Raw genomic sequence first — 21,840 nt, forward strand, 5'->3', positions numbered from 1 at the left:
GGGCTTTTTTATTTTGGCTTCATGTAACTAATAATACACGTAGCAAAATTTGATAAGGAGTGTGACAGAAATGAACAAAACATGGTTGTCCGTCGTTATTGCAGCTTTATTTGAAGTCGGTTGGGTCATTGGATTGAAACATGCCAGTGGTTTTCTGGAGTGGGGGGCTACACTGATCGCTATTATTGTCAGTTTCACCTTGATGATCGCGGCTTCCCGCTCACTTGATGTAGGGACTGTATATGCGGTATTCGTTGGACTGGGTACCGCAGGGACTGTACTGGCAGAGATTATATTGTTTGATGCGCCGATTCAATCTGGGAAAATGCTGCTCATTGGGGTTCTTTTATTGGGCGTAATCGGTCTTAAAATGCTCAGCAAAGGAAAAACAAAGGAGGTGCATGAATCATGAACTGGGTATTTCTTATTTTTGCAGGTGTCTTTGAAATGATTGGGGTTCTGATGATTAATAAATTGCACAAAGATCGTAACCTGATGTCAATCATACTGTTGGTTGCAGGCTTTGGACTAAGCTTTCTGTTCCTATCGCTTGCGATGAAGACTCTTCCGATGGGAACGGCATACGCCGTATGGACGGGAATCGGCGCTTCCGGGGGAGCTATTCTCGGCATGATATTTTATGGAGAACCTCGAAATGCGTTAAGGATTCTGTTTATTGCCATGGTGCTTGGATCAGCAGTAGGGTTGAAATTGGTGAGTTAATGGAACGGTATCGGAACTGAATTTTCAAAATATAATATACAGAAGTGCTTTTTAATGTTATCCTTATGTGTTACGTTTTGAAATGAGATATACGTCAAATGAATATTTGTTGCGTAAATTAAGGAGACCTAATGACATTTAAAGACTTGAATATTATACCCGCAATTTTGGAAGGCTTGAGCAAAGCAAACTATACTGCCCCGACACCTATACAGGAACAGGCGATTCCAGCCGTATTGGCAGGCAGAGATTTGCTAGGCTGTGCGCAAACAGGGACAGGGAAGACGGCAGCATTTTCTGTGCCTATCATTCAGTTATTAAGCGAAAATTCAAACGGCCCCAAAGCCGCACGTCATATTCGCTCATTGATTTTAACACCAACAAGAGAACTTGCGATTCAGATTTCAGATAATATTAAGGCATATAGCCGTTTTACCGATATTCGTTGTGCCGCAATCGTTGGTGGCGTTTCACAGAAAGTCCAGGAGCGTGCGCTCAATCAAGGTGCAGATATTATTATTGCAACGCCTGGTAGACTGATTGACTTGGTCAATCAAAAGCGTATTGATCTTAAACATGTGCAAATACTGGTTCTTGATGAAGCAGACCGCATGTTGGATATGGGCTTCATTCATGATGTGAAACGAATCATCGCGAAGATGCCGAGCAAGAAACAGACGTTGTTCTTCTCAGCTACAATGCCTCCGGAAATTACAAAAATGGTAAAAACGCTGCTAGTTGATCCGGTAAAAGTAGAAATTACGCCCGTATCCTCCACAGTGGATCGAATTGAACAGTCTGTGTATTTATTGGAAAATGGAAAAAAACAGAGTCTGTTGAATCATATCTTGCAGGATAAGTCCATTGTTTCGGCACTGGTATTCACTCGTACAAAGCGTGGAGCTGACCGTGTAACTCGTGATTTGTCCAAAGTGAATATTACGGCTCAGGCCATTCATGGCAACAAATCTCAAAATGAGCGTCAAAGAGCCTTGAATAATTTTAAAAGCGGCGTTACACGAGTGCTGGTGGCGACGGATATAGCGGCAAGGGGTATTGATGTTGAAGAGCTGTCACATGTAATCAACTTCAACCTTCCTAATATTCCAGAAACGTATGTCCACCGAATTGGCCGTACGGGCAGAGCAGGGCATAGCGGAATGGCGATTTCCTTTTGTGAAAAGGAAGAGCTTCCGTTCCTGAAGGATATCGAGAAAGTAATCAAGAAGACCATTCCTGAGGTGAAAAATCATCCATATCCGATGACAAGTGTGCCTGCTTTTGTAAAATCGAACCAAACATCGAAGTCTGCACCCCATAAATCTGCAGCCGATAAACCTGCGAAGTCAAAAGCGAATCCCGCTCGCAAACCCAAGTCCGAGTGGTTTAAAAAGAGCGGTAAAGCTAATCACAGTAAGCCAAACAGTAGTAAGCCAAATAGCAGTAAACCAAACCACAATAGTACAAGTCACAGTAAACCAAAGAGCAGCAAAGTGAATAAAGCTCTTTAAAAAACGATCAAAACGCCTTCTCCATTTCGTGGAGGAGGTTTTTTTATGAACACAAAATCGATGCGATATTGATAATCATTTTCAATAAGAATAGAATGATAGAGAGAAAACTTAAAAAAATGTCACAAGGCCATTGTATCCAAGCAGTGACTTGAGGAAATCAGGAGGCGTAATTCATGTTCATTCAAACTCGCGTTATGGTAGTCGAAAAGGGCCACAGTCATAAACTGGTGGAACGTTTCAGTGCCCCTAGCCCTGTAGAGGAAATGTCGGGACTGATTGATTTCAGTGTAATGGTTAACAAAAAGAGTAAAGAACACGAAGAAGTGATGGTGCTGATTCGTTGGGAATCAGAAGAAGCATGGAAGAATTGGGAGAAGAGTGATGTGCATATTAAAGGTCATAAGGAAAAAAGAGGACAGGAGAAACCCGAGTATCTGATTAGCACTACGGTGAATATGTACGAGGTACAGAAAGTGAAGACAGCTAGAGTATCGAATGCTTAATTCGAATGATGAAAAACCGATCTCATGATTTCTCATGGGAAAGGTTTTTTTGTTTGTATGTCCATAGAAGCTGTGTCGCATCATTTTCTTATAGAGGTTCATTATAAATACTATAATACGTAGTTAAGAACGCAAGTTGACAGGTTTTAACCATTGAAGTTATTATAGATATCTAAGGTCCGTAAAGGAGGTTGAGCCATGTCTGGTGAACAATTCAAAAACGAGCACACTTCAGTACCATACATCCATTCAACGGATTTCTTATCTAATCTGGGAGTGGATGTCCTGTCTTTATTGCAGCCGCAAACCGGGGAGCGTATTCTGGATATCGGCAGTGGCAACGGAGATATGACAGCCAAGATCGCAGCTGCCGGAGGGATACCGACAGGTATCGATCTATCGGAGAGAATGGTGAAGCTTGCCCAACAGAAGTACCCTGACCTGAATGTTCAGGTGAAAGACGCTTCTCAATATCGGACAAATATACCCTTTGACGCTGTATTCTCGCATGCAGCTATACATTGGATCAATAATCCAGCGGCTTTGACACGATCCATCTGGTTGGCCCTGCGCGAAGGTGGACGATTCGTGGCTGAATTTGCCGGAAGCGGAAATGTCGCCATTTTGACCACTGCTATGAAGCAGGCTCTGGAGGAGCATGGCTATACATGGGCAGGACGGAATCCCTGGTATCATCCCACTCTTGGTGAATACGCCACCCTGCTGGAGCAGAACGGTTTCCGTGTCACATTCGCTCAGCATTTTGACAAGCCTGCTCCGCTCAAAGGGGAAGAAGGGCTTCGGAATTGGCTAAACAGTTTTGCTGATTATTTCTTTAAGGACGTTTCCTCCGCAGACATGGAATCAATCTATCAAGCCATTGTGACTGAGGTTAAGCCCCACTTTGAGCGGGAAGGTCAATGGTTTCTCGACACAACCCGGTTACGTATCGTAGCGATAAAGGAACCTGTCTGAGAATATAATTCCTGCATTACTGGCTAATCAGATTAAATGCTTGATATTTACATGCAAACGTACATTCGGTATCATTAGATTGGGTAGGGATAGTTTGTCTTCTGTGCAAAGGAGAGATACTGAATTGATGGATAAGATTATAGAGTACTGTTTGAAGAAAAAAGGTGCAACGAAGGAGTATCCCTTCGGACCCGATCCGGTTGTTATTAAAATAGCAGGGAAAATGTTTGCGCTTATGTTTGAGGACAAGGCAGATAACGTTCGCCTGAACTTAAAATGTGATCCGATCATTGCGGAAAACCTGAGAGAGCAGCATGAATCCGTTCAACCGGGGTATCATATGAACAAAAAGCATTGGAATACCATTATTCTAGATGGTTCCTTGTCAGAGCAGGATATCTTTGTCATGATTGACCATTCATACGATTTGGTTGTCAAAACTCTCTCCAAGAGTCTTTTGGAATCCATATCGTAAGTAATTAGGCCGCATGCAACAACAATTCAGACAGCAGGTGGTCGGCGCCAATTGCAGAAAATCAGCTTTGTTCGAAAAAGTAATAGCGGTAGTCCCAGGATGTTAACTTCGTATCCTGAGACTACCGCTATTTTGGTTACGTGCGCATTATTGCAGGTTATCCCAAATTCATTTTGATTAATTCCCCTAATTGCTCAGACATGACCTCGGGTGGATGGGGCATTTCGTTCTTGATCCACCACTCAACGACCCCTACATAAGACATGACCACATATTGGAGAATGATATCTTCACTTAATCCGGATTTTCTGGCCTGAGATAAGTGTACTTCCTCCTTGAAATCCTCATTAAGAAACTCAACCAGCCGGTTGCGGAATTGTACCGCTCCTTTACTGGCCATCATCGTCGAGAAGAACAAGTAATTCTGTTCCAAATAGGTAAACCAGGGAATGATGGATTCTTTCCATTCCAAGTCAGCAACCGAATGACAAATTTCACTTAATTCTTTGATATGCCCGTCAATAAGCTTGTCCAACAGATCATACTTATCGACGTAGTGCAGATAAATGGTGCCTCTGCTAACGTCCGCTCTATCGGAGATATCCTGTAGGGTAATATCATCGAAATTTTTTTCTGACATTAATTCAATTACTGCTGCTTTGATGGCTTCTTGTGATTTTCGAATTCTTCGATCTACTTTGGTCATGTGATTCTCACCAAACTTTCTATAGATAATAAACAATTTTATGTTTAATGTTCACTAATTAACGAAACGCATTCAATTAACAATGGTAAGCTTTCTTATTCTGTCTATAATTATTAACAGATGTTCATTAATATATCAATATTTGTTTTTATACAAAGACAGGCCAAAACATAGATATCATAACTAGAGTGGGGAGGATGAATAATGCAACGCTTATGGACGAAGTCATTTATTCTGATGACGCTGGGTTTGCTTTTTTTATTTACTGCATTTTATATGCTGTATCCCACACTGCCGCTTTTCATTAAAGAGATGGGTGGCAATGAAAAACAGGTGGGCTTGGCCATGGGAGCTTTAATGTTATCTTCCGTCATCCTTCGTCCTTTTGTCGGTGGACTCCTGGATCGATTCGGTAGACGTCCGTTTATGATCGGGGGTTTGCTTTTGTTCATATTGGCGATGTACATGTACAACTGGGTTGGTGGAATCATCATGCTGATCGGACTACGTATCGTGCATGGAATGAGCTGGGCTGTATCCACGACTTCCATGATGACAGCCGTGACAGACATGATTCCATCCGCTCGGCGCGGGGAAGGTATGGGGTGGTTTAGTACCTCTATGACGCTGGCAATGGCGGTTGGCCCCATGATTGGTCTGGGGATTATGCAGGGCACATCATATCAGACGATGTTTCTCTTTGCTGTTGGTTTGTCCGTCGTGGCCCTGCTTTTGACGTTGGGAGCGAAAATGCCATTTCAACCCCATACGGACAGGAAGAAAATTCAAATCTTCGAAAAATCAGTCTTGCCTGTTATGGCGCCAATCTTTTTTCTTTTCATTGCATATGGGGGAATTACTACATTTGTACCTTTATTTGCGGAGCAGATCAAAGTCAATTCCGGCACATTCTTTCTGGTCTACGCCGCGACACTTGCGCTATCCCGGCCCATTGCCGGAAAGCTGTCCGATAAGAAAGGAGAGACAGCAGTTATTGTCCCGGCTCTTATCATTACGATTATTGCTTTGATTGTGCTGAGCTTTGCAACCAGTTTGCTTGGCGTGCTCGCTTCAGCGGTTCTGTACGGGATCGGCTTCGGTTCCGCTCAGCCAGCCCTTCAGGCAATAACGCTTCGCCTCGCACCCGAGGATCGGAATGGGGCGGCCAATGCCTTCTTTTCGACGGCGACCGATCTCGGTATCGGATTGGGTGCCATGGTCCTGGGTCTGGTATCCGAATACATGAGCTATCACATATTGTTTGTGGTCAGTGCCTTGTCGGTCATGGTTTCTTTTCTACTTTTCATGATCTATGTAAGACGTTTGTTGAAAATCAAGCAGACGTTGCCTGGCAAAACGAGTGATTCCGTTTCACTGTAGTTGAATTGTAGTGTGTTGAATCAGATTTGTAGTATAATTTGTGCAGTTAAGAGCAGCAATTATTTCATGATGCGGAGGCTTACTGCATGTTCATTAGAGAGATAGAAGAAAAAGATAATCAAGAAGTAGAGTCTCTGATTCGAAGTTGTTTGATCGAATTCGGGGCCAATAAGTCAGGAACGGCATGGGCTGATCCGAATCTGGGCGATTTCTATCATCTTTACCAACGCGAGGGCTCCAGATATTGGGTGGTTGAGCATAACTCAACCGTTGTAGCTGGCTGCGGTATCGGACCCGTTGAGGGATTTTCACATATTTGTGAATTGCAGAAGATGTATGCATTAAAAGAAGCACGAGGCACCGGGATCTCATATGAGTTGCTTCGAATTTCGCTTGAATTTGCCAAAGAACACTATGAACAATGTTATCTTGAGACGCTTAACAACATGGTCGCAGCCAACAAGTTCTATATCAAGAACGGTTTTATTCCATTAGACGAACCGTTAAATGCAACGGAGCATTTTGCTTGTGATGCATGGTATATCAAAACATTATAAATTCATACCTCATGCTCAAAAAGCCTAGTTCAAGCGGCAGATTGCCGACGATGAATTAGGCTTTTTTGCATTTTTATATACCCATATACCTTAAAGAAACGTCAAACAGAGCTGCTCCACGATGCGGTCGGGAGAGTTGCCGCGTACGTTTTTTTGAAACAGATACGAATCATTACTCATGGCAGTCAGAAGCATGTCCGTTTTGAACAAGCTGATGGCCTGCGATTCGTCGCTCTCTGTTGCCATCTCTTCGAATAATCCAAATAGCTGTTGATGCAATTGGTCATAAAGAGGACTTGAGGTTCTGGACTCTGATCCTTGATATACTGCATTCTCGATGCCCGAGAGCAGCTCCGCATTTTTCTCTCTAAACTGGATAAACAACGTCAGCAGTCCCCGCAATCGCTCAGATGGTGGATGCTGTGCGTTCTCCTGCACATATATCTCCACATCATCGAAGAACAGCGCTGCGTTATCTTTGATCAAGTCCATACATAATTCACTTTTATTGCGGTATCGGCGGTATAAGGTACCCGCTCCAATCTGCGCTTCGGAAGCGATCTGATTCATGCTGACCCGCTCCACGCCGTGCAGCTCGAATAATTTGCTAGCCATATTCAAGATACGTTGGCGATTCTCGGCAGCATCCCGTCGCTCCGAACGAGAGGTTGTATTGGTTTTATCCACTGTCTGTCACTTCCTATCCTTCAACGTCCAAAATTTGACAAGGGGAGAACCCTCCGTTTAATATCAAGAAGAGGTTAAGCGGAGAGTTCTCCCTTTAATCTTAATCAAAACGAGAGGGATGGGCAACCCATGGAGAGTCATCATAACCAATCTGCACTTCTGGTCATGGATATGCAGAACATCATTGTATCGCAATATGCGAAGCACGAGGATGCACTGTTCCCTTTTCAGAAAGCGATAGAAGCAGCTCGCAGACATAACGTACCTGTGATTTTTGTGAAGGTTGGTCATCGCCAGGATTCCCCTCCAATTAGTGAGCGTAACAAGTTGTTTGGAAAAAAGTCAAGCCGCGGTGGTGGAAACGAAGCCAATCCGGCGATGAAAGTAGCAATGGACATTCACGAATCGGTAAAGCCGCTTCCAGGAGAGCTCATTGTGGACAAGTTCCGCGTCAGTGGATTCTCAGGAAGCAACCTGGAAAACCTTCTTCAATCCCATGGCATTAATACACTTATTCTTAGCGGTATCGCAACAAGTGGAGTAGTGCTGTCTACCTTATGTGAGGCGGCGGATAAGGATTACGCGCTGACTGTACTTTCTGATGCTTGTCTGGATAGGGACCCTGAAGTTCATCGAGTTCTCGTAGAGAGCGTATTCCCCCAACAAGCCGATGTGCTGGCTGTAGATGATTGGATAAATGCATTAATTTAAACCAATAAAATGGTCGAAGCGAAAGGATGGTTATTATGAGTGAGTTAGATCTTAATGTTTCACAAAAAGCAGCACTGAGCCTGTTTAGTGGGGATAGTGGTGAAAATCCGTTTTCACTGATCAAGCAATTGCGTGAAACAGGTCCTGTTATTCCAGTATCCTTGCCAATGGGTGGTACAGATCGCGGGCAGTGGTTGGTCACACGAATGGAAGAAGCGTCACAGGTACTCAAAGATCATGCCCACTTCACGGTAGACCCACTCTCCATCGACGGCAATGAGAATATTCTGAAAGCCTATGTGGAAAACGTAGATCCAGATGCTCCTCCAACGTTCTTTACCGGAAAATCAATGCTCTCTGTAGATGATCCTGATCATCGAAGATTACGTCGACTGGTCTCCAAAGCCTTTACCCCCAAATATATGGAAAGTCTTCGTCCACGTGTGCAGCAGATCGCTGATGAATTACTGGATCAGGTTCAATCCCAGGTTGAGATGGACTTGGTCAAGGACTACGCCTTTCCCTTACCGATTCATGTGATTTCCGATATGCTGGGAGTACCTAAAGCAGATCGCCCTCAGATCCAGACCTGGTCCTCCGCGATTGCACACGGTCTGGGCCTCGGAGTGCGTGAACCGGGAGTGGAGGAGCATCTCAAAGCTTTCGGTGACTATACTGCACAACTGGTAGCTGAGAAACGCAAACATCCTGCAGATGATTTGATCAGCCAATTGATTGCTATAGAAGAAGAGGGCGATCGACTCAGTGAACCAGAACTGCTATCCATGATTACGTTATTGATCTTTGCTGGCCATGAGACGACATCCAATCTGATTGCTACGGGTGCAATGATGTTATTGGATCATCCTGAACAATTGGAGAAGCTTAAGGCTGATCTTAGTCTGGCACCTTCTGCTGTTGAGGAATTGCTGCGTTTTAACGGGCCTGCAACCATTGCCGGACCTCGTTTTGCGACTCAGGATATAGAGCTGGCAGGACAACAGATCAAAAAGGGAGATATGGTCATCCCCGTGCTGAAATCAGCCAATCGGGATGAACTTCAATTTGAACAGTCAGAGGACCTGGATGTTGCACGTCATATTAATCGTCATCTGGCTTTTGGTCATGGCATTCATTCCTGCTTGGGGGCTCCACTTGCTCGTGTGGAGGGAGATATCGCCTTTACAACATTGTTAAAACGCATGCCTAATCTGCGACTTAATGTTCCTCGGGAAAACATTGAGTGGCATTTGGCGCTAAGTTCGCAGAGCTTGGCTGCATTACCTGTCGCATTTTAGCAGCAAGAGTTAGGCTAAGCTTCTATTGGGCAAGTAGAAAAATATATACCCAAAAAATCCGCCATGTTTGGCGGATTTTTTGGTTTAGGCTATAAGTTTCATGACGATAGGTAAAATCAACAATTCCAGTATCTATTTGCAGGATCTGATTGGGGAAAACACGAAATAATCTCTGACATGGTCTTTATCTTGTTGATATAGGGGGGGGCGTCGAAGGAGGTGTATGACGAAATCATTTTCCAAGATAAGCATTGGCATCGTACTACTGATCTATGCTGCGCTCATCAGTATCCGTATTTATCAAGGAAACTTAAGTATGACAACGTTAGTGTGGATAACGATCATTTCTACAGGGGTTATTGGCATTTTAGTTAGTTTACCGATATTGCTTTGCGCACATTAACCGGAAATTGTATGAAAAACGAAGAAGAATGATGAAGTAAAAAGTAATTTGATACAAAATAAATGATTTGTTACAATATTATCGACTGAATTAAACTTTACGTTTAAATTTCCTGTTCCATAAATACATAAGAGGTGGTGATACAATGCTTGAGCTGAGTTTTGATAATCCGAATGAGCTGGTCATGGTCACGCATGCTTTATCGACCCGATCCAGAGTGGATATTCTCCGACTATTGATCTCCCAAAACCTGAATATAGTAGAAATCGCGGAAGCTCTCAAACTTCCAGTATCCACGGTAGCTAGCAACATCAAGGTTTTGGAAGCTGCAAGGCTGATTAATACGGAACTGTTGCCTGCCTCTCGCGGGGCAATGAAGGTATGCAGCCGCAATTACGATGATATTCATATTGCTCTTAATCTGGAGAAAGCAATTCCCAAAGGCGATATTCAGGTATACGAAGTGGATATGCCTATTGGTCATTATAGTGATTGTGAAGTGTCACCAACCTGTGGCATGGCGAATAGCGAGGGCATGATCATTCGTGAGGATGAGCCCGCCAGCTTTTATCATCCGAAGCATGTCGGAGCGCAGATTATGTGGTTTCGTAAGGGCTATGTCGAATATTTGATGCCACTGGAGATTCCGGCAGAGGCGGTAATCGAATCGCTGGAACTGTCCATGGAAATGTGTTCTGAAGCGCCAAACTATGACCATAACTGGCCTTCCGATATCTCCGTATGGATTAACGGTGTGGAAATTGGTATGTGGACATGTCCTGGTGACTTTGGCGATCGGCGCGGAAAGCTCAACCCGGCTTGGTGGTTTGAATGGTCAACACAGTATGGTTTATTAAAGACATGGCGAGTGGACAAAAATAAGACGACGCTGGATATGGAGAAAATTTCAGCAGTTGATCTGGCTCAGCTTAACCTCCATAACAGCCACAAGTTAAGGGTTCGGATCGGTATTAAGCCGGATGCGGTTCATCAAGGAGGTGTAAATCTCTTTGGGCGACAATTTGGAGATTATGACCAAAATATCAAAATGACTATACATTATGCCATTCATTAGAATGGGATGAGGAAGAAAGGCCTCGGTTGCAGATATTATGTAACTAAGGCCTTTTTTTATTTTATAATTACACTAAATGTGTTTGAAAGCGTTGACAAGAAAGGATTACCCTTATATAATCCCCTATAGATACAGTAATAATGTAATAAAACAATTATATCGTTTGTATCTACAAATTAGAGTAAAGGGGATACTCGCATGAAAAAAAAGATCGGCTGGTTAGCACTGACATTATTGCTCTCATTCTCAACCGTTTTAAGCGCATGTAGCGGAGGCAGTAACGGGGATGGGGATAGTGGCTCCGGTGATGGAAAAGTGACATTGTCCTTCTGGACACTGTTCGATGGTGGTGATGGCGCAAACATGCAGACATTAGTCGATGAATTCAACAAAACCCACCCGGAAATTGAAGTGAAGAATACCAAATTGGCATGGGGCGAGTATTATACGAAGCTCGTTACTGCTGTTGGTAATGGTAATGGACCCGATATTGGGATCTCTCATTCCTCCAGGCTGCCTGATCTGATTAATCAGGGGGTAGTCACAGAGCTTGATACTCCTGCTACGGATGCAGGTGTGGATTGGAGCACCTATAACCAGAATCTCTTGGATGCGGTTACCGTAGAAGGTCAACATTATGCGGTCCCCATTGACACACATCCCTTTATCATGTTCTACAACAAGAAACTTTTAAAAGATGCAGGTTTGCTTGGTGAAGACGGGAAACCGATCTTGGAGCAATCTGCTGACGGGTTTGTAAGTTTCCTTAAGACTTTAAAAGAGAAGCTGCCTGCCAAAACGACTCCGTTTGCATTGTCCAATAATAATGATGACCCTTACCGCTTGTGGTGGTCCCTTTACTCCCAGTTGGGTGGTAACGACGTGGTGTCGGATGATCTGAAGTCCGCAGCCATTGATAAAGAGAAAGGCATCAAAGCCGCTGACTATATCCAGAAGCTTTATACCGAAGGCTATATCAAGAAGAATGATCCGGACTTTTATAAAAATTTTCAAAGTGGAACAGCCGCTATTATCATGACAGGGGTCTGGACGACAGGAACGTGGGAATCCACCAAAGGACTTGAGTTTGGAGCTATGCCGATTCCGAAATTCTACGACAAAGAAGCAACATGGGGAGATTCCCATACCATTGTTTTGCCACTGACTAAGGATGAGGACCCGGCTAAACGTAAAGCAGCCATGATCTTCGCCGACTGGGTTGCTGATAATGGTCAGGTCTGGGCGAAAGCCGGACATATTCCATCCAAGCCATCCGTCCTGGAAAAACAGGAATTCAAGGATCTGCCATACCGCAGTGATTATTCCGAAGTTGCAAGTGTAGTTAAATTCAGCAAACATTCCACCAAAAATGCACAAATCCGCGATGAAGCTGCCTTTAAATTTTTGAATGAAGTATGGATGAACAAAATGACCCCGGCAGATGCCATGAACAACATGGAGACAGCCATTCAGAAAATACTAAGCGAATAGAAGGAAGACGGGTCGCGCAAGCCTGCGTAATCACCATTTCTAGACAAGAAATCGCCGGCTTGCGTGCCAATCAAAGGGGAGACGCATATGAAGATCAGAAAAATGAGGGCGGATTTGCAGGCACTGGTATTTCTGCTTCCATTCTTAATTGTTTATGGTTTATTTACGATCTGGCCCATGATTAAAGGTGTGGAGATGACCTTCTACAAATGGACGCTGATCAAGAAAATGGATTTTGTTGGCCTGGATAACTTCCGAAAAGTTCTTCAGGACAGAGAGGTTTGGGAAGCGATCTGGCATTCAACCTTTTTTGTTTTCTTGAGCACACCGACCATGATTATACTCGCGATTCTGCTAGCTTTGATTGCCAACCGAAAATCGTCTTTGCAAAAGTTCTACCGCATCATCTTCTTTATACCAAGCGTACTCTCCGTCGCCGTCGCAGCTTATCTGGGTTTATTCGTATTTCAGCCTTATACGGGATTCGTCAATTCCGTCCTGCATCTTGTCAGGTTATTGCCTCAAAATTCCGAAATTTTCTGGCTGACGGAAACCGGGCTCGCCTGGGTCGTTATTACCGTAATTACCTTGTGGTGGACGGTCGGTTTTAACTTTATTTTGTATCTTTCCGCCATGCAGGAAATACCGGATGAGATTTATGAAGCGGCAAGACTGGATGGTGCGAGTGATACTCAAATATTTTGGAGAATTATTCTTCCTTATCTGAATCCATTGACCAAAACCATAACCATGCTGCAGATTATTGCTTCATACAAGGTCTTTATGCAAATTTACGTCATTACTGGCGGCGGACCGCTGGATCAGACACGTCCGATTATTCAGTTGATCTATCAGACCGGATTCAAGAACAACAACCTGGGTTATGCCGCAACGATGTCCTATATTTTATTCGTTATCCTGCTGGTGCTGTCGGCGCTGCAATACTGGATGAATAACCGGAAAGGGGCGGGAAACTGATGAAATGGCTGTATCGCATAGGATCTGCGTTGATGGCGGTTATGTTTGCGGCCCCACTTGTGTGGATGCTGATGGTCTCCATCAAAGAAGAAGGTATGAAGATTATTACAGTCCTGGACTGGTTTAAACCTCCATACTCACTTGCTGTCTATAACGAAATTCTGACAACGACAAAGCTGTCACAGTGGGTGGTTAACAGTTTGTTTGTCGCGGTGGTTGTAACCGTGTTGACTGTTATTTTCGCTGCCATGGCCGGATTTGCCCTGTCCAAAGTACCGTTTCGTTTCCGTACATTTATTTTCTTCTTCATTCTTGGCGGGTTGCTGATTCCTGGTGAAGCTACCATTATTCCGCTCTATCAGGTAGCCAAGGATCTTCATTTGCTGAATTCATACAGTGGATTAATCATTCCTGCGTTGGCTTCCCCTGTAGCAGTCATTGTACTCAAAAGCTTTTTCGATGGTATTCCAAATGATCTGTTGGAGAGCGTGCAAATTGACGGTGGGGGCTTTTGGCGGATTTTCACCAGCATTGTGCTGCCGCTGACCCGGCCAGCGATGGCTTCCATGGCAATCCTAACGTTTATTGGTTCATGGAACAATTTCCTATGGCCATTCCTTTCCATAACCGATGATAATCTGTTTACGCTGCCAATGGGTATCCCAACGCTAATGGGTCAGTATTCAGAAGATTACGTCAAACCGATGGTTATCAATGCAGTGGCTTCTGTTCCCATCATTATATTGTTTATCATTTTTGAGAAACAGATTGTTAAAGGCATCAGCATGTCCGGTATTAAGGGTTAACACTTTTTCAGGCCTATGAGCCAAATACAGAGGAGATCGGAGAGAACAAGATGACAACTAAATTTTACAACAAGGATTATCCAAGACCGCAATTTGTACGGAATGAGTGGTTGGATTTGAATGGAGAATGGGATTTTAGTTTTGATGACAATCAGGCGGGTGAAAGCGAGCATTGGTACGACCAGAATCAGTTTCCGGAAGGAACGAAAATCAAGGTTCCCTTCACGTATGAGACCAAAGCGAGCGGTATCGGAATCGAGACATTTCATCCTCTGGTCTGGTACCGCAGAAGTGTTCAGATTCCCCAGGAAGCAAAAGGAAAGCGGAGCATTCTGCATTTTCAGGGAGTGGATTATCGCGCAAAATGTTGGGTGAACGGAACGGTTGTTGGTGAACATGAAGGAGGGTACGCAGCGTTTTCATTCGACATTACCCCTTATATCACTTACGGCTCGGAAAACAACATTGTTCTTGAAGTAGAAGACAGTCAGAACGCGATGCAGCCTCGGGGGAAACAACGCTGGGTGGATGACAATTTTGAATGTTTTTATGTGCAAAGTACCGGGATATGGAAAAGTGTCTGGCTGGAGCATGTGAGTGAAGCAAGGGTTGAAGCGGTCAAGATGACACCGGACATCGATCGTCATATGATTCGTTTGGACTTTCAATTGAATGGGATCGAAGGCAAGAACAACTTGCGTTTGGAGACACGGATTGAGCTGAAGGGTCAGCATGTGCAAACCATCAGTCTATCTCCAGACAGACCCTGGATGACCGTGGAAGCCAGTGTCAAACATGAAGCTGGCGGTCCGTGGAAACAGTCGTTATGGTCACCGGACTCACCGAACCTGTACGATATCGAGTTTGTGATGTACGAAGATGAGAAAGAAATCGACCGGGTTCATTCCTATTTTGGTATGCGAAAAATATCGATTGAAAATGGGCAGATTCTGCTGAATAATGCTCCGTTGTACCAAAGAATGATTCTGGATCAGGGCTATTGGACGGAGAGCCATTTGACCCCACCTTCAGTGGAAGCACTGATTGAGGATATCGATAAAATTGCCGAGATGGGATATAACGGAATCCGTAAACATATGAAACTGGAAGATCCACGCTTTTTGTATTGGTGTGATGTAAAAGGCATGTTGGTCTGGTCAGAGATGGCAGCAACCTTCGAGTTTAATGATGAGGCAGTGAGCCGATTCACCAAAGAATGGCTTGAAATTGTACCCCAGCAATACAATCATCCCAGCATCATTACCTGGGTGCCATTTAATGAATCGTGGGGAATACCGACGATTGGTCACGAGGTAAGGCAGCAGCAATTCACGCAATCCATTTACCATCTGACCAAAGCCATTGATCCGTATCGTCCGGTCATTACCAACGACGGATGGGAGCATACGGTATCGGATATTTTGACACTCCATGATTATGTGGAGTCGGGAGAAGCTTTTCTGGAACGGTATCAGGATAAGGACTTGATCGTAAATAACAAGATTGCTTCCAATCGATGGAAGTTTGCTTTTGCTGAAGGTTACCACTATAAAGGACAACCCATTATCATCAGTGAATTCGGCGGTATTGCTTTCCAATCGGATAAAGGCTGGGGTTATGGCAATCAGGTGGACTCGGTTGAAGCCTTTATTGAACGTTTCCGTTCCATCACCGAAGCGATCAAAGCCATTCCCTATATCTCGGGCTATTGTTATACACAGGTCACGGATGTGCAGCAGGAGATTAATGGTCTGTTGACGGAAGACCGTAAACCGAAAGTACCACTGGAAGTGATCCGTAAGATCAATCTGGGGTGAGGCCTGACTATATACTAGAGATCCATTTAGAACAGGAGAGCTGAACATCATGCTGCGACAGGATTATCCAAGGCCTCAATTTGTACGTAAAGATTGGCTGAGTTTGAATGGGGAATGGGAATTTGAATTCGATGATGATAACAAGGGACGTTCGGAAAAATGGAGTGAGGGTAAGCAAGCATTCAGCCGCCGAATCCAGGTGCCGTTTGCTTTTCAAAGTCAACTGAGTGGCATTGCAGATCCTAATTTTCACGATAATGTATGGTACAAACGGACCTTTGACACTCCAGAGAACTTCACTGGCAAACGACTGCTGCTGCACTTCGGAGCCGTGGACTATGAAGCCTCTGTCTGGGTCAATGGACAGTTTGTGGTTCGGCATGAAGGGGGACACACCCCTTTTCATGCCGATATTACAGATGCTCTGCTGGAAGGAAGCAATGTGCTGACCGTACAAGCGATCGATTATAGCAGGGATGTAACGCTGCCGCGCGGGAAGCAGTTCTGGCAGGAGCAATCTGCCCAAATTTTCTATACCCGCACTACTGGAATATGGCAATCGGTGTGGTTGGAAGCTGTCGCACCCGTTCATTTGCAGAAGGTACGTCTGACTCCCGATGTCGATCGCAACGAAATCGAATTCACGGCTCATCTTCATAGGGAACAAACAGAACCAAGAGATTGGGACGCACAGGATGTCAGGCTGCGTGTACAGATTGCCTATCAGGGAGAGCTGCTCTCTGAGGATGAATACCGAATTAGCGGCAGGACAGAGACCCGTACCATCGGGCTTCATACCTTTAACGAGCATGGTCTTGGAAGGCTGTGGGCACCAGAGCACCCCAATCTGTATGACATTCATTTCACTGTATTGGTGGATGGTGTACCCGTCGATGAGGTCGACAGCTATTTCGGTATGCGCAAAATCTCCATTGAACAGGGCAAGCTGTTTCTGAATAACCGCCCTTACTATATGAAGCTCGTTCTGGATCAAGGGTATTTCCCGGATGGAAATCTGACTCCGCCGAGTGACGAGGCCATCCGGCGTGATGTGGAATTAACAAAGGAACTGGGGTTTAACGGCGCCAGAAAACACCAGAAGATTGAAGATCCGAGATACCTGTACTGGTGTGATAAGCTGGGACTGCTGGTATGGGGAGAGATGGCGAATGCGTACGATTTCTCTGAACAATACGTCGCCCAGGTAACACGGGAGTGGCAGGAGGCGCTGGAAAGGGACTACAACCATCCATGTGTTGTGGTCTGGGTACCTCTTAATGAAAGCTGGGGTGTTCCTAACATCCTGACCAGCAAGGAGCAGCAGTATCACGCCTTGTCGATGTATTATTTGACCAAGTCACTGGATTCTACACGTCCGGTCATTTCCAATGATGGCTGGGAGATGGTTCAGACCGACTTGTATAACATCCATGATTATGAATGGAGAAGAGAGGTTCTGGAGGAACGCTATCGCACTCGTGAAAATGCGGTAAACGCCCTTCCGGGCAGTCGAAAGCTGAGCGTGGGTAACTATCGTTATGAAGGACAGCCCATTTTAATTACCGAATTCGGTGGAATCGGGTATAAGAAAAGTGACTGGGAAGGCTGGGGTTACTCCGGAGCGGAAAATGACGAAGATTTTACACAGCGATTGCATGCCGTAGTACAGCCACTATTGGATTCTCCAGTAGTAGAAGGATTTTGTTACACCCAGCTGACGGACGTGGAACAGGAGATTAACGGTCTGCTGACGTATGACAGACAGCCCAAGATGCCGATAGAACAGATTCGGGCCATTATTGAAGGACATTATCCATCGTCCGCTGGCGAATAAGGAGGGGAACGCATGTTGAACACAAAGGAGACAAGTAGGTCCTGGGAAGGCGACTTTCAAGGGGAAAAGGCCATTTACCTTCGCTTTGGTTCCAGTGAGGCTGTTATGCTGCCGGAGATAGGTGGTAATCTGGTCGCTTATCGTGATCTTGAGCGAGGGCTTCGCTTCCTTCATGAACCGTCACCGGAAGAGATGGAATCATTCAAGGCAAGACCCATGATTCATGGAATCCCCGTTCTGTTTCCGCCGAATCGCTATGAGGACGGACGGTTTGCCTGGAACGGGCAGAAGCTTCAATTTCCGGTCAATGAGGAAGCAACAGGCAATCATTTGCATGGATTTTTGTATAATACGTCCTGGGTTGTGGATGAGTATGGACATACCGAGAAAGAAAGCCATGTCACGGTGTCCATTACCGTTGATGAAACTCATCCGGTATACGTATCCTTTCCTTTTCAATTCAGCATTACATTGCGCTACTCGCTGAGCAGTGATGGACTCATGCAGCATGTCAGGATTCGAAATCATGGAGCAACCTGCATGCCGTGTCTGTTGGCTTTTCATACTTCCATCAACGCGCCATTTACCGCAGATGGCTCGGCAAGGGATTACAGCCTCAAGCTAACCATCGGAGACAGATGGGAGCTGGATGAACGGATGTTGCCAACGACACGTTTTCAGCCACTGGTTCCAGCGGAAGAGCAAATGCGTGACTCAGGAGTATATCCGTTCTTTGCAGAAATGGATAACCATTACACTGCTGTACCGCAAAATGGGAGGAACCGGATGGAGCTTCAGGATACGAAGAATGGAATGACACTTATCTACGATGTGGGAACTTCCTATAAACAATGGATGATATGGAACAATAATGCGGAAGAAGGGTTTTTCTGCCCCGAACCGCAGATTAATCTCGTGAATGCGCCAAATCTGGATATGCAGGCCGAGGAAGCTGGATTATTTAGTTTGCAGCCGGGAGAGATCTGGGAAGAAACGAGCAGATTATATCTGCGTCATTCGTAAAAATAAAGATGAGGGGAGCAGCCAGGACAGCTAATGCTGTGATCGCTGCTCCTTTTAAAACCATTGAAGGCACTGACTTCTGCCTGTCGTCGCCACACTGAATTTAAAATAAGATAATGCCTGCTGCTCCAGCAACAGTGAGAATCAGAAGGGGATGAAGCTTGTACTTGAGCAGGAGAAATAAACAAACTCCGCTAATAAGCAGTGTCCCGATCCATACCCAGCTTATTCCTGCGTCTTCACTTGGATAACCAAAATGAATGGCAGCATAGATAATGAGTCCCGTCGTTACGGGGCGCAAGCCATATAAAGAGGACTTTACCCATGAATTGTCGTGAATCCGATAAAATAAGGCAGAGAGTAGTACAATTACGACGAGTGAAGGAAAAATCATACCTGCAGTAGAGACAGCGGCTCCTATATAACCTGCCGTCCGATAACCAATCAAGGTTGCGGCATTGGTTGCAATCGAGCCGGGCGCCATACCGGCCAGCGCTACGGTTTGTTGGAATTCTGCGCTTGTCAGCCATCCTTTTTCCGTTACCTCGTGTTGAATGATCGGAATAACGGCATAGCCGCCACCAAATGAAACGAGGCCTACACGTATAAACATCATGAACAGGTCCCAGTACATCTCAATCGCTCCGATTCGTCTTTCTTAAATGTAATATTCCAGTTCCGGGTAGCTGCCTGTTACAGACTTCTTCTCCATTTTCACTTGAAGACCCAGTTGTTTCTTGATCCGAATCACGGCCATGCCGCATATCAATCCCGAAATAATAAGATAGAGGGGATGGATACCTGCAAACAACAGCACAGCTACGGTCACAATGGCAGCTATCGCTGTTGTTGTATCTAAGATGGAATACCTGGCCGTTCGATAAGCTGCCATGCTAATTAGTGCAATAATACCACCGTTCATTCCTTTTAAAGCGGCTTCAACTTTGGGTTGGTTACGAAATAGGATGGCGAACACGCTAATCAGGATCACAATCAGAAACGTGGGACATGTCACGCCGATGACGGCAGACACAGCACCCGCAATTCCTGCCTGGCGGTGTCCGATCATCGCAGCGGCATTGACGCCAACTCCTCCGGGAGCCGAGCCGGCAAGCGATATAAGCTCACCAATCTCGTCCTCCTGCATCCATTTTTTCTTGTTCACCACTTCGCGTTCAATAATTGGCAGCATCGCATATCCGCCTCCAAAGGTGGAAGGACCGATGCAAAAGAAAGTCCAGAAGAGCTCGGTCAGTAACATAAATTGTTCTTTCAGGTTCTTGATGCTACCCCCATCCTTTCCATCAGGCATGATGAATTCGAGGCATTGGCATGGACTCTTTGCCAAGCTCGGCCCAGATATACTTGAGCAGAAGATCTGCCTTCAGATGGGTGTACTCAGGTTCGTTCCACAAGTTAAAGCGCTCATCAGGATCCTTTTCGAGATCGAAAAGTTCACCATAGGTTTGATTGTAATAGACGGTGATTTTATAACGCTGTTCGATATACGTTTTTTGATGAATCGTCGTGGGTTCGTGTCGAAATTCGCAGATAGCGTGATTACGAACGGCTTCCTTGGCGCCAAGCCAAACTTTCTTTTGATCCATGCCCGTCATGGCGTGCGGAATTGGAATGTTGCATAGGGACAAAAAGGTCGGAGCCAAATCGACCAGCGATTGTAGGGCATTTGATTTTTTCGCAGCAGGCACCTGACCAGGATATCTTACGATAAATGGGATTTTGATTAGATCCTCGTAATGGAATCCACCCTTGGCCTGAAGACCATGCTGCCCGAAGAAATGACCATGATCGGTTGTGAAAACGATGATCGTATCGTCTGCAATGCCCAACTCATCCAGCTTATCGAGAATTTTGCCAATATATTTATCCATCATGCTGATCATTCCGTAATACACGCCGACCAGTTTTTTCTTGTCATACGCCGTTAACCGGGATTTGTCGCCATATTCATAATAATGATGCGAACGGTAGCCGTGAATGCCGAAGCCGGTTTCAACCAGATGCTCAAAATTCGGATTCTCCTCCTGGGTCAGTTGAAAATGTGGTGGGTTACGATCATGCTCTCCAGGTGTTATCGACGGAATCGTCAGATCATCCGGGTCATACATCGAATCCCAAGGTTCCGGTACCAGATATTCCGGATGCGGATCGAAAAAACTGGCCCATAGAAAAAATGGATCATCAGCATGGGTGTATTGCTCCAAAAGGGAGTTGGTTCGTTCGGCTATCCAGGTGTTGTAGTGATATTTCTCAGGAATGGGCCACGTATAGGTTACGGAAGGGTCCATCGTTCCGGTTGGGGGAAGGAAGTAATCCCTCCAGTTCGTACATCCCTGTTCTTCCAGCCATAGCGCGTAATGCTGACCGACATGCGCTTCATTCGTATGATTACGTGTTAACTCAACGTGGTCAAAACCGTAAAACGGCCCGTGGAAATGTCTCCAGTACTCCAAATCCTGTAGGATTGGATATGCTTCTGCCGACGGGTAGGCTTCTGTAGATTTCAAAGGCTGAAAATGTGCTTTACCTACTAGGGCAGTGCGGTAGCCTGCCTCCTTGAAACTGTCCCCGACGGTATGACGGTCTTCAAGCAGTTTTGTGCCTAACGTCCAGGCCCCATGCTGACTGGGGTACATGCCTGTAATAATGGAAGCTCGGCTAGGGGTGCAGGTAGGGTTCGGGCAATATGCCCGATCGAACGTTGTTCCTTGCCGGGCGAGCCGGTCCAGATTGGGTGTGGAGATTTCAGACTGAAAAGCTCCGATCGTGTTCCAGTGCTGCTGGTCACTAGTAATTAGCAAAATGTTAGGTGTTCTCGACAAGTGTAATCGCCTCCTAGTAAGATGATATTGAAAAAAACGAG

General features: G+C 45.2%; 22 protein-coding genes. 17 read left to right on the forward strand and 5 right to left on the reverse strand.

Going from position 1 to position 21,840, the window contains the following annotated elements:
* The first annotated feature begins 70 nt into the window (after positions 1-70).
* From ACDJ58_RS13070 to ACDJ58_RS13095, 6 genes are all read left to right on the forward strand, one after another.
* Positions 71-412, forward strand: a complete 342-nt coding sequence (locus ACDJ58_RS13070) for a DMT family transporter (protein WP_413378521.1) — start codon at positions 71-73, stop codon at positions 410-412.
* Positions 409-723: a DMT family transporter gene (locus tag ACDJ58_RS13075; RefSeq protein WP_413378523.1), complete on the forward strand. Its 315-nt coding sequence runs from the start codon at positions 409-411 to the stop codon at positions 721-723. The genes ACDJ58_RS13070 and ACDJ58_RS13075 overlap by 4 nt, the downstream gene beginning before the upstream one ends.
* A 131-nt stretch (positions 724-854) precedes the next feature.
* Entirely contained in the window at positions 855-2,234 is a 1,380-nt protein-coding gene (locus ACDJ58_RS13080) for a DEAD/DEAH box helicase (protein ID WP_413378525.1), read from the forward strand.
* A gap of 176 nt (positions 2,235-2,410) precedes the next feature.
* A complete protein-coding gene (locus ACDJ58_RS13085) occupies positions 2,411-2,740 on the forward strand; it encodes an antibiotic biosynthesis monooxygenase (RefSeq protein ID WP_413378527.1) in 330 nt (109 codons plus the stop codon).
* 198 nt (positions 2,741-2,938) lie between these two features.
* Complete coding sequence (locus ACDJ58_RS13090; protein ID WP_413378529.1) at positions 2,939-3,715, forward strand: class I SAM-dependent methyltransferase; 777 nt, start codon at positions 2,939-2,941, stop codon at positions 3,713-3,715.
* A gap of 124 nt (positions 3,716-3,839) precedes the next feature.
* The gene (locus tag ACDJ58_RS13095) at positions 3,840-4,190 is read left to right on the forward strand and encodes an MmcQ/YjbR family DNA-binding protein (RefSeq protein WP_413378531.1); all 351 of its coding nucleotides are present in this window, start codon (positions 3,840-3,842) and stop codon (positions 4,188-4,190) included.
* Positions 4,191-4,347: 157 nt separating this feature from the next.
* Here the strand turns inward: ACDJ58_RS13095 and ACDJ58_RS13100 are convergent, their stop codons facing one another.
* The gene (locus ACDJ58_RS13100) at positions 4,348-4,896 is read right to left on the reverse strand and encodes a TetR/AcrR family transcriptional regulator (protein ID WP_090897593.1); all 549 of its coding nucleotides are present in this window, start codon (positions 4,894-4,896) and stop codon (positions 4,348-4,350) included.
* A gap of 204 nt (positions 4,897-5,100) precedes the next feature.
* Between ACDJ58_RS13100 and ACDJ58_RS13105 the strand changes: the two genes are divergently transcribed.
* Positions 5,101-6,276 (forward strand): MFS transporter, encoded by a 1,176-nt coding sequence (locus ACDJ58_RS13105; RefSeq protein ID WP_413378534.1) that lies wholly within the window; start codon positions 5,101-5,103, stop codon positions 6,274-6,276.
* Positions 6,277-6,362: 86 nt separating this feature from the next.
* Positions 6,363-6,833 carry a GNAT family N-acetyltransferase gene (locus tag ACDJ58_RS13110; protein ID WP_413378536.1) on the forward strand — a complete coding sequence of 157 codons (471 nt, stop codon included), beginning with the start codon at positions 6,363-6,365 and terminating at the stop codon, positions 6,831-6,833.
* A gap of 90 nt (positions 6,834-6,923) precedes the next feature.
* On the opposite strand, the gene ACDJ58_RS13115 is transcribed toward ACDJ58_RS13110, so the two are convergent.
* The gene (locus ACDJ58_RS13115) at positions 6,924-7,520 is read right to left on the reverse strand and encodes a TetR/AcrR family transcriptional regulator (protein WP_413378538.1); all 597 of its coding nucleotides are present in this window, start codon (positions 7,518-7,520) and stop codon (positions 6,924-6,926) included.
* Between the two features lie 129 nt (positions 7,521-7,649).
* Here ACDJ58_RS13115 and ACDJ58_RS13120 point away from each other — a divergent pair, with 129 nt between their 5' ends.
* The 9 genes from ACDJ58_RS13120 (at position 7,650) to ACDJ58_RS13160 (ending at position 18,956) form a co-directional block, all read left to right on the forward strand.
* Positions 7,650-8,231: a cysteine hydrolase family protein gene (locus ACDJ58_RS13120; protein WP_413378540.1), complete on the forward strand. Its 582-nt coding sequence runs from the start codon at positions 7,650-7,652 to the stop codon at positions 8,229-8,231.
* 35 nt (positions 8,232-8,266) lie between these two features.
* On the forward strand, positions 8,267-9,529 hold the full coding sequence (locus ACDJ58_RS13125) for a cytochrome P450 family protein (RefSeq protein ID WP_413378542.1): 1,263 nt from the start codon (positions 8,267-8,269) through the stop codon (positions 9,527-9,529).
* A 548-nt stretch (positions 9,530-10,077) separates the two neighbouring features.
* Positions 10,078-11,007, forward strand: coding sequence for an ArsR/SmtB family transcription factor (locus ACDJ58_RS13130; RefSeq protein WP_413378544.1), 930 nt, complete (start codon positions 10,078-10,080; stop codon positions 11,005-11,007).
* Between the two features lie 198 nt (positions 11,008-11,205).
* Positions 11,206-12,498 (forward strand): ABC transporter substrate-binding protein, encoded by a 1,293-nt coding sequence (locus tag ACDJ58_RS13135; protein ID WP_413378546.1) that lies wholly within the window; start codon positions 11,206-11,208, stop codon positions 12,496-12,498.
* A gap of 87 nt (positions 12,499-12,585) precedes the next feature.
* Complete coding sequence (locus ACDJ58_RS13140; RefSeq protein WP_413378548.1) at positions 12,586-13,476, forward strand: carbohydrate ABC transporter permease; 891 nt, start codon at positions 12,586-12,588, stop codon at positions 13,474-13,476.
* Positions 13,476-14,282 (forward strand): carbohydrate ABC transporter permease, encoded by an 807-nt coding sequence (locus ACDJ58_RS13145; protein ID WP_413378550.1) that lies wholly within the window; start codon positions 13,476-13,478, stop codon positions 14,280-14,282. The genes ACDJ58_RS13140 and ACDJ58_RS13145 overlap by 1 nt, the downstream gene beginning before the upstream one ends.
* A 50-nt stretch (positions 14,283-14,332) precedes the next feature.
* Positions 14,333-16,099 (forward strand): glycoside hydrolase family 2 protein, encoded by a 1,767-nt coding sequence (locus ACDJ58_RS13150; protein ID WP_413378552.1) that lies wholly within the window; start codon positions 14,333-14,335, stop codon positions 16,097-16,099.
* A gap of 49 nt (positions 16,100-16,148) precedes the next feature.
* Entirely contained in the window at positions 16,149-17,933 is a 1,785-nt protein-coding gene (locus tag ACDJ58_RS13155; protein ID WP_413378554.1) for a glycoside hydrolase family 2 protein, read from the forward strand.
* A gap of 12 nt (positions 17,934-17,945) precedes the next feature.
* Positions 17,946-18,956 carry an aldose 1-epimerase gene (locus ACDJ58_RS13160; protein ID WP_413378556.1) on the forward strand — a complete coding sequence of 337 codons (1,011 nt, stop codon included), beginning with the start codon at positions 17,946-17,948 and terminating at the stop codon, positions 18,954-18,956.
* A gap of 103 nt (positions 18,957-19,059) precedes the next feature.
* Here ACDJ58_RS13160 and ACDJ58_RS13165 read toward each other — a convergent pair whose 3' ends face one another.
* The 3 genes from ACDJ58_RS13165 to ACDJ58_RS13175 are packed head-to-tail and all read right to left on the reverse strand — an operon-like array spanning position 19,060 to position 21,799.
* Positions 19,060-19,590 (reverse strand): chromate transporter, encoded by a 531-nt coding sequence (locus tag ACDJ58_RS13165; protein WP_413378558.1) that lies wholly within the window; start codon positions 19,588-19,590, stop codon positions 19,060-19,062.
* Positions 19,591-19,614: 24 nt separating this feature from the next.
* Positions 19,615-20,268, reverse strand: coding sequence for a chromate transporter (locus tag ACDJ58_RS13170; protein ID WP_413378560.1), 654 nt, complete (start codon positions 20,266-20,268; stop codon positions 19,615-19,617).
* Positions 20,261-21,799, reverse strand: a complete 1,539-nt coding sequence (locus tag ACDJ58_RS13175) for a sulfatase (RefSeq protein WP_413378562.1) — start codon at positions 21,797-21,799, stop codon at positions 20,261-20,263. The genes ACDJ58_RS13170 and ACDJ58_RS13175 overlap by 8 nt, the downstream gene beginning before the upstream one ends.
* Positions 21,800-21,840: the final 41 nt, after the last annotated feature.

Source organism: Paenibacillus taichungensis, assembly GCF_047302525.1.
Taxonomy (GTDB): Bacteria; Bacillota; Bacilli; order Paenibacillales; family Paenibacillaceae; genus Paenibacillus; species Paenibacillus taichungensis_B.

Coding starts and splice junctions, on each gene's coding strand:
- ACDJ58_RS13070 (WP_413378521.1), top strand. CDS start 71: ATGAACAAAACATGGTTGTCCGTCGTTATTGCAGCTTTATTTGAAGTC.
- ACDJ58_RS13075 (WP_413378523.1), top strand. CDS start 409: ATGAACTGGGTATTTCTTATTTTTGCAGGTGTCTTTGAAATGATTGGG.
- ACDJ58_RS13080 (WP_413378525.1), top strand. CDS start 855: ATGACATTTAAAGACTTGAATATTATACCCGCAATTTTGGAAGGCTTG.
- ACDJ58_RS13085 (WP_413378527.1), top strand. CDS start 2,411: ATGTTCATTCAAACTCGCGTTATGGTAGTCGAAAAGGGCCACAGTCAT.
- ACDJ58_RS13090 (WP_413378529.1), top strand. CDS start 2,939: ATGTCTGGTGAACAATTCAAAAACGAGCACACTTCAGTACCATACATC.
- ACDJ58_RS13100 (WP_090897593.1), bottom strand. CDS start 4,896: ATGACCAAAGTAGATCGAAGAATTCGAAAATCACAAGAAGCCATCAAA.
- ACDJ58_RS13105 (WP_413378534.1), top strand. CDS start 5,101: ATGCAACGCTTATGGACGAAGTCATTTATTCTGATGACGCTGGGTTTG.
- ACDJ58_RS13110 (WP_413378536.1), top strand. CDS start 6,363: ATGTTCATTAGAGAGATAGAAGAAAAAGATAATCAAGAAGTAGAGTCT.
- ACDJ58_RS13120 (WP_413378540.1), top strand. CDS start 7,650: ATGGAGAGTCATCATAACCAATCTGCACTTCTGGTCATGGATATGCAG.
- ACDJ58_RS13125 (WP_413378542.1), top strand. CDS start 8,267: ATGAGTGAGTTAGATCTTAATGTTTCACAAAAAGCAGCACTGAGCCTG.
- ACDJ58_RS13130 (WP_413378544.1), top strand. CDS start 10,078: ATGCTTGAGCTGAGTTTTGATAATCCGAATGAGCTGGTCATGGTCACG.
- ACDJ58_RS13135 (WP_413378546.1), top strand. CDS start 11,206: ATGAAAAAAAAGATCGGCTGGTTAGCACTGACATTATTGCTCTCATTC.
- ACDJ58_RS13140 (WP_413378548.1), top strand. CDS start 12,586: ATGAAGATCAGAAAAATGAGGGCGGATTTGCAGGCACTGGTATTTCTG.
- ACDJ58_RS13145 (WP_413378550.1), top strand. CDS start 13,476: ATGAAATGGCTGTATCGCATAGGATCTGCGTTGATGGCGGTTATGTTT.
- ACDJ58_RS13150 (WP_413378552.1), top strand. CDS start 14,333: ATGACAACTAAATTTTACAACAAGGATTATCCAAGACCGCAATTTGTA.
- ACDJ58_RS13155 (WP_413378554.1), top strand. CDS start 16,149: ATGCTGCGACAGGATTATCCAAGGCCTCAATTTGTACGTAAAGATTGG.
- ACDJ58_RS13160 (WP_413378556.1), top strand. CDS start 17,946: ATGTTGAACACAAAGGAGACAAGTAGGTCCTGGGAAGGCGACTTTCAA.
- ACDJ58_RS13165 (WP_413378558.1), bottom strand. CDS start 19,590: ATGTACTGGGACCTGTTCATGATGTTTATACGTGTAGGCCTCGTTTCA.
- ACDJ58_RS13170 (WP_413378560.1), bottom strand. CDS start 20,268: ATGCCTGATGGAAAGGATGGGGGTAGCATCAAGAACCTGAAAGAACAA.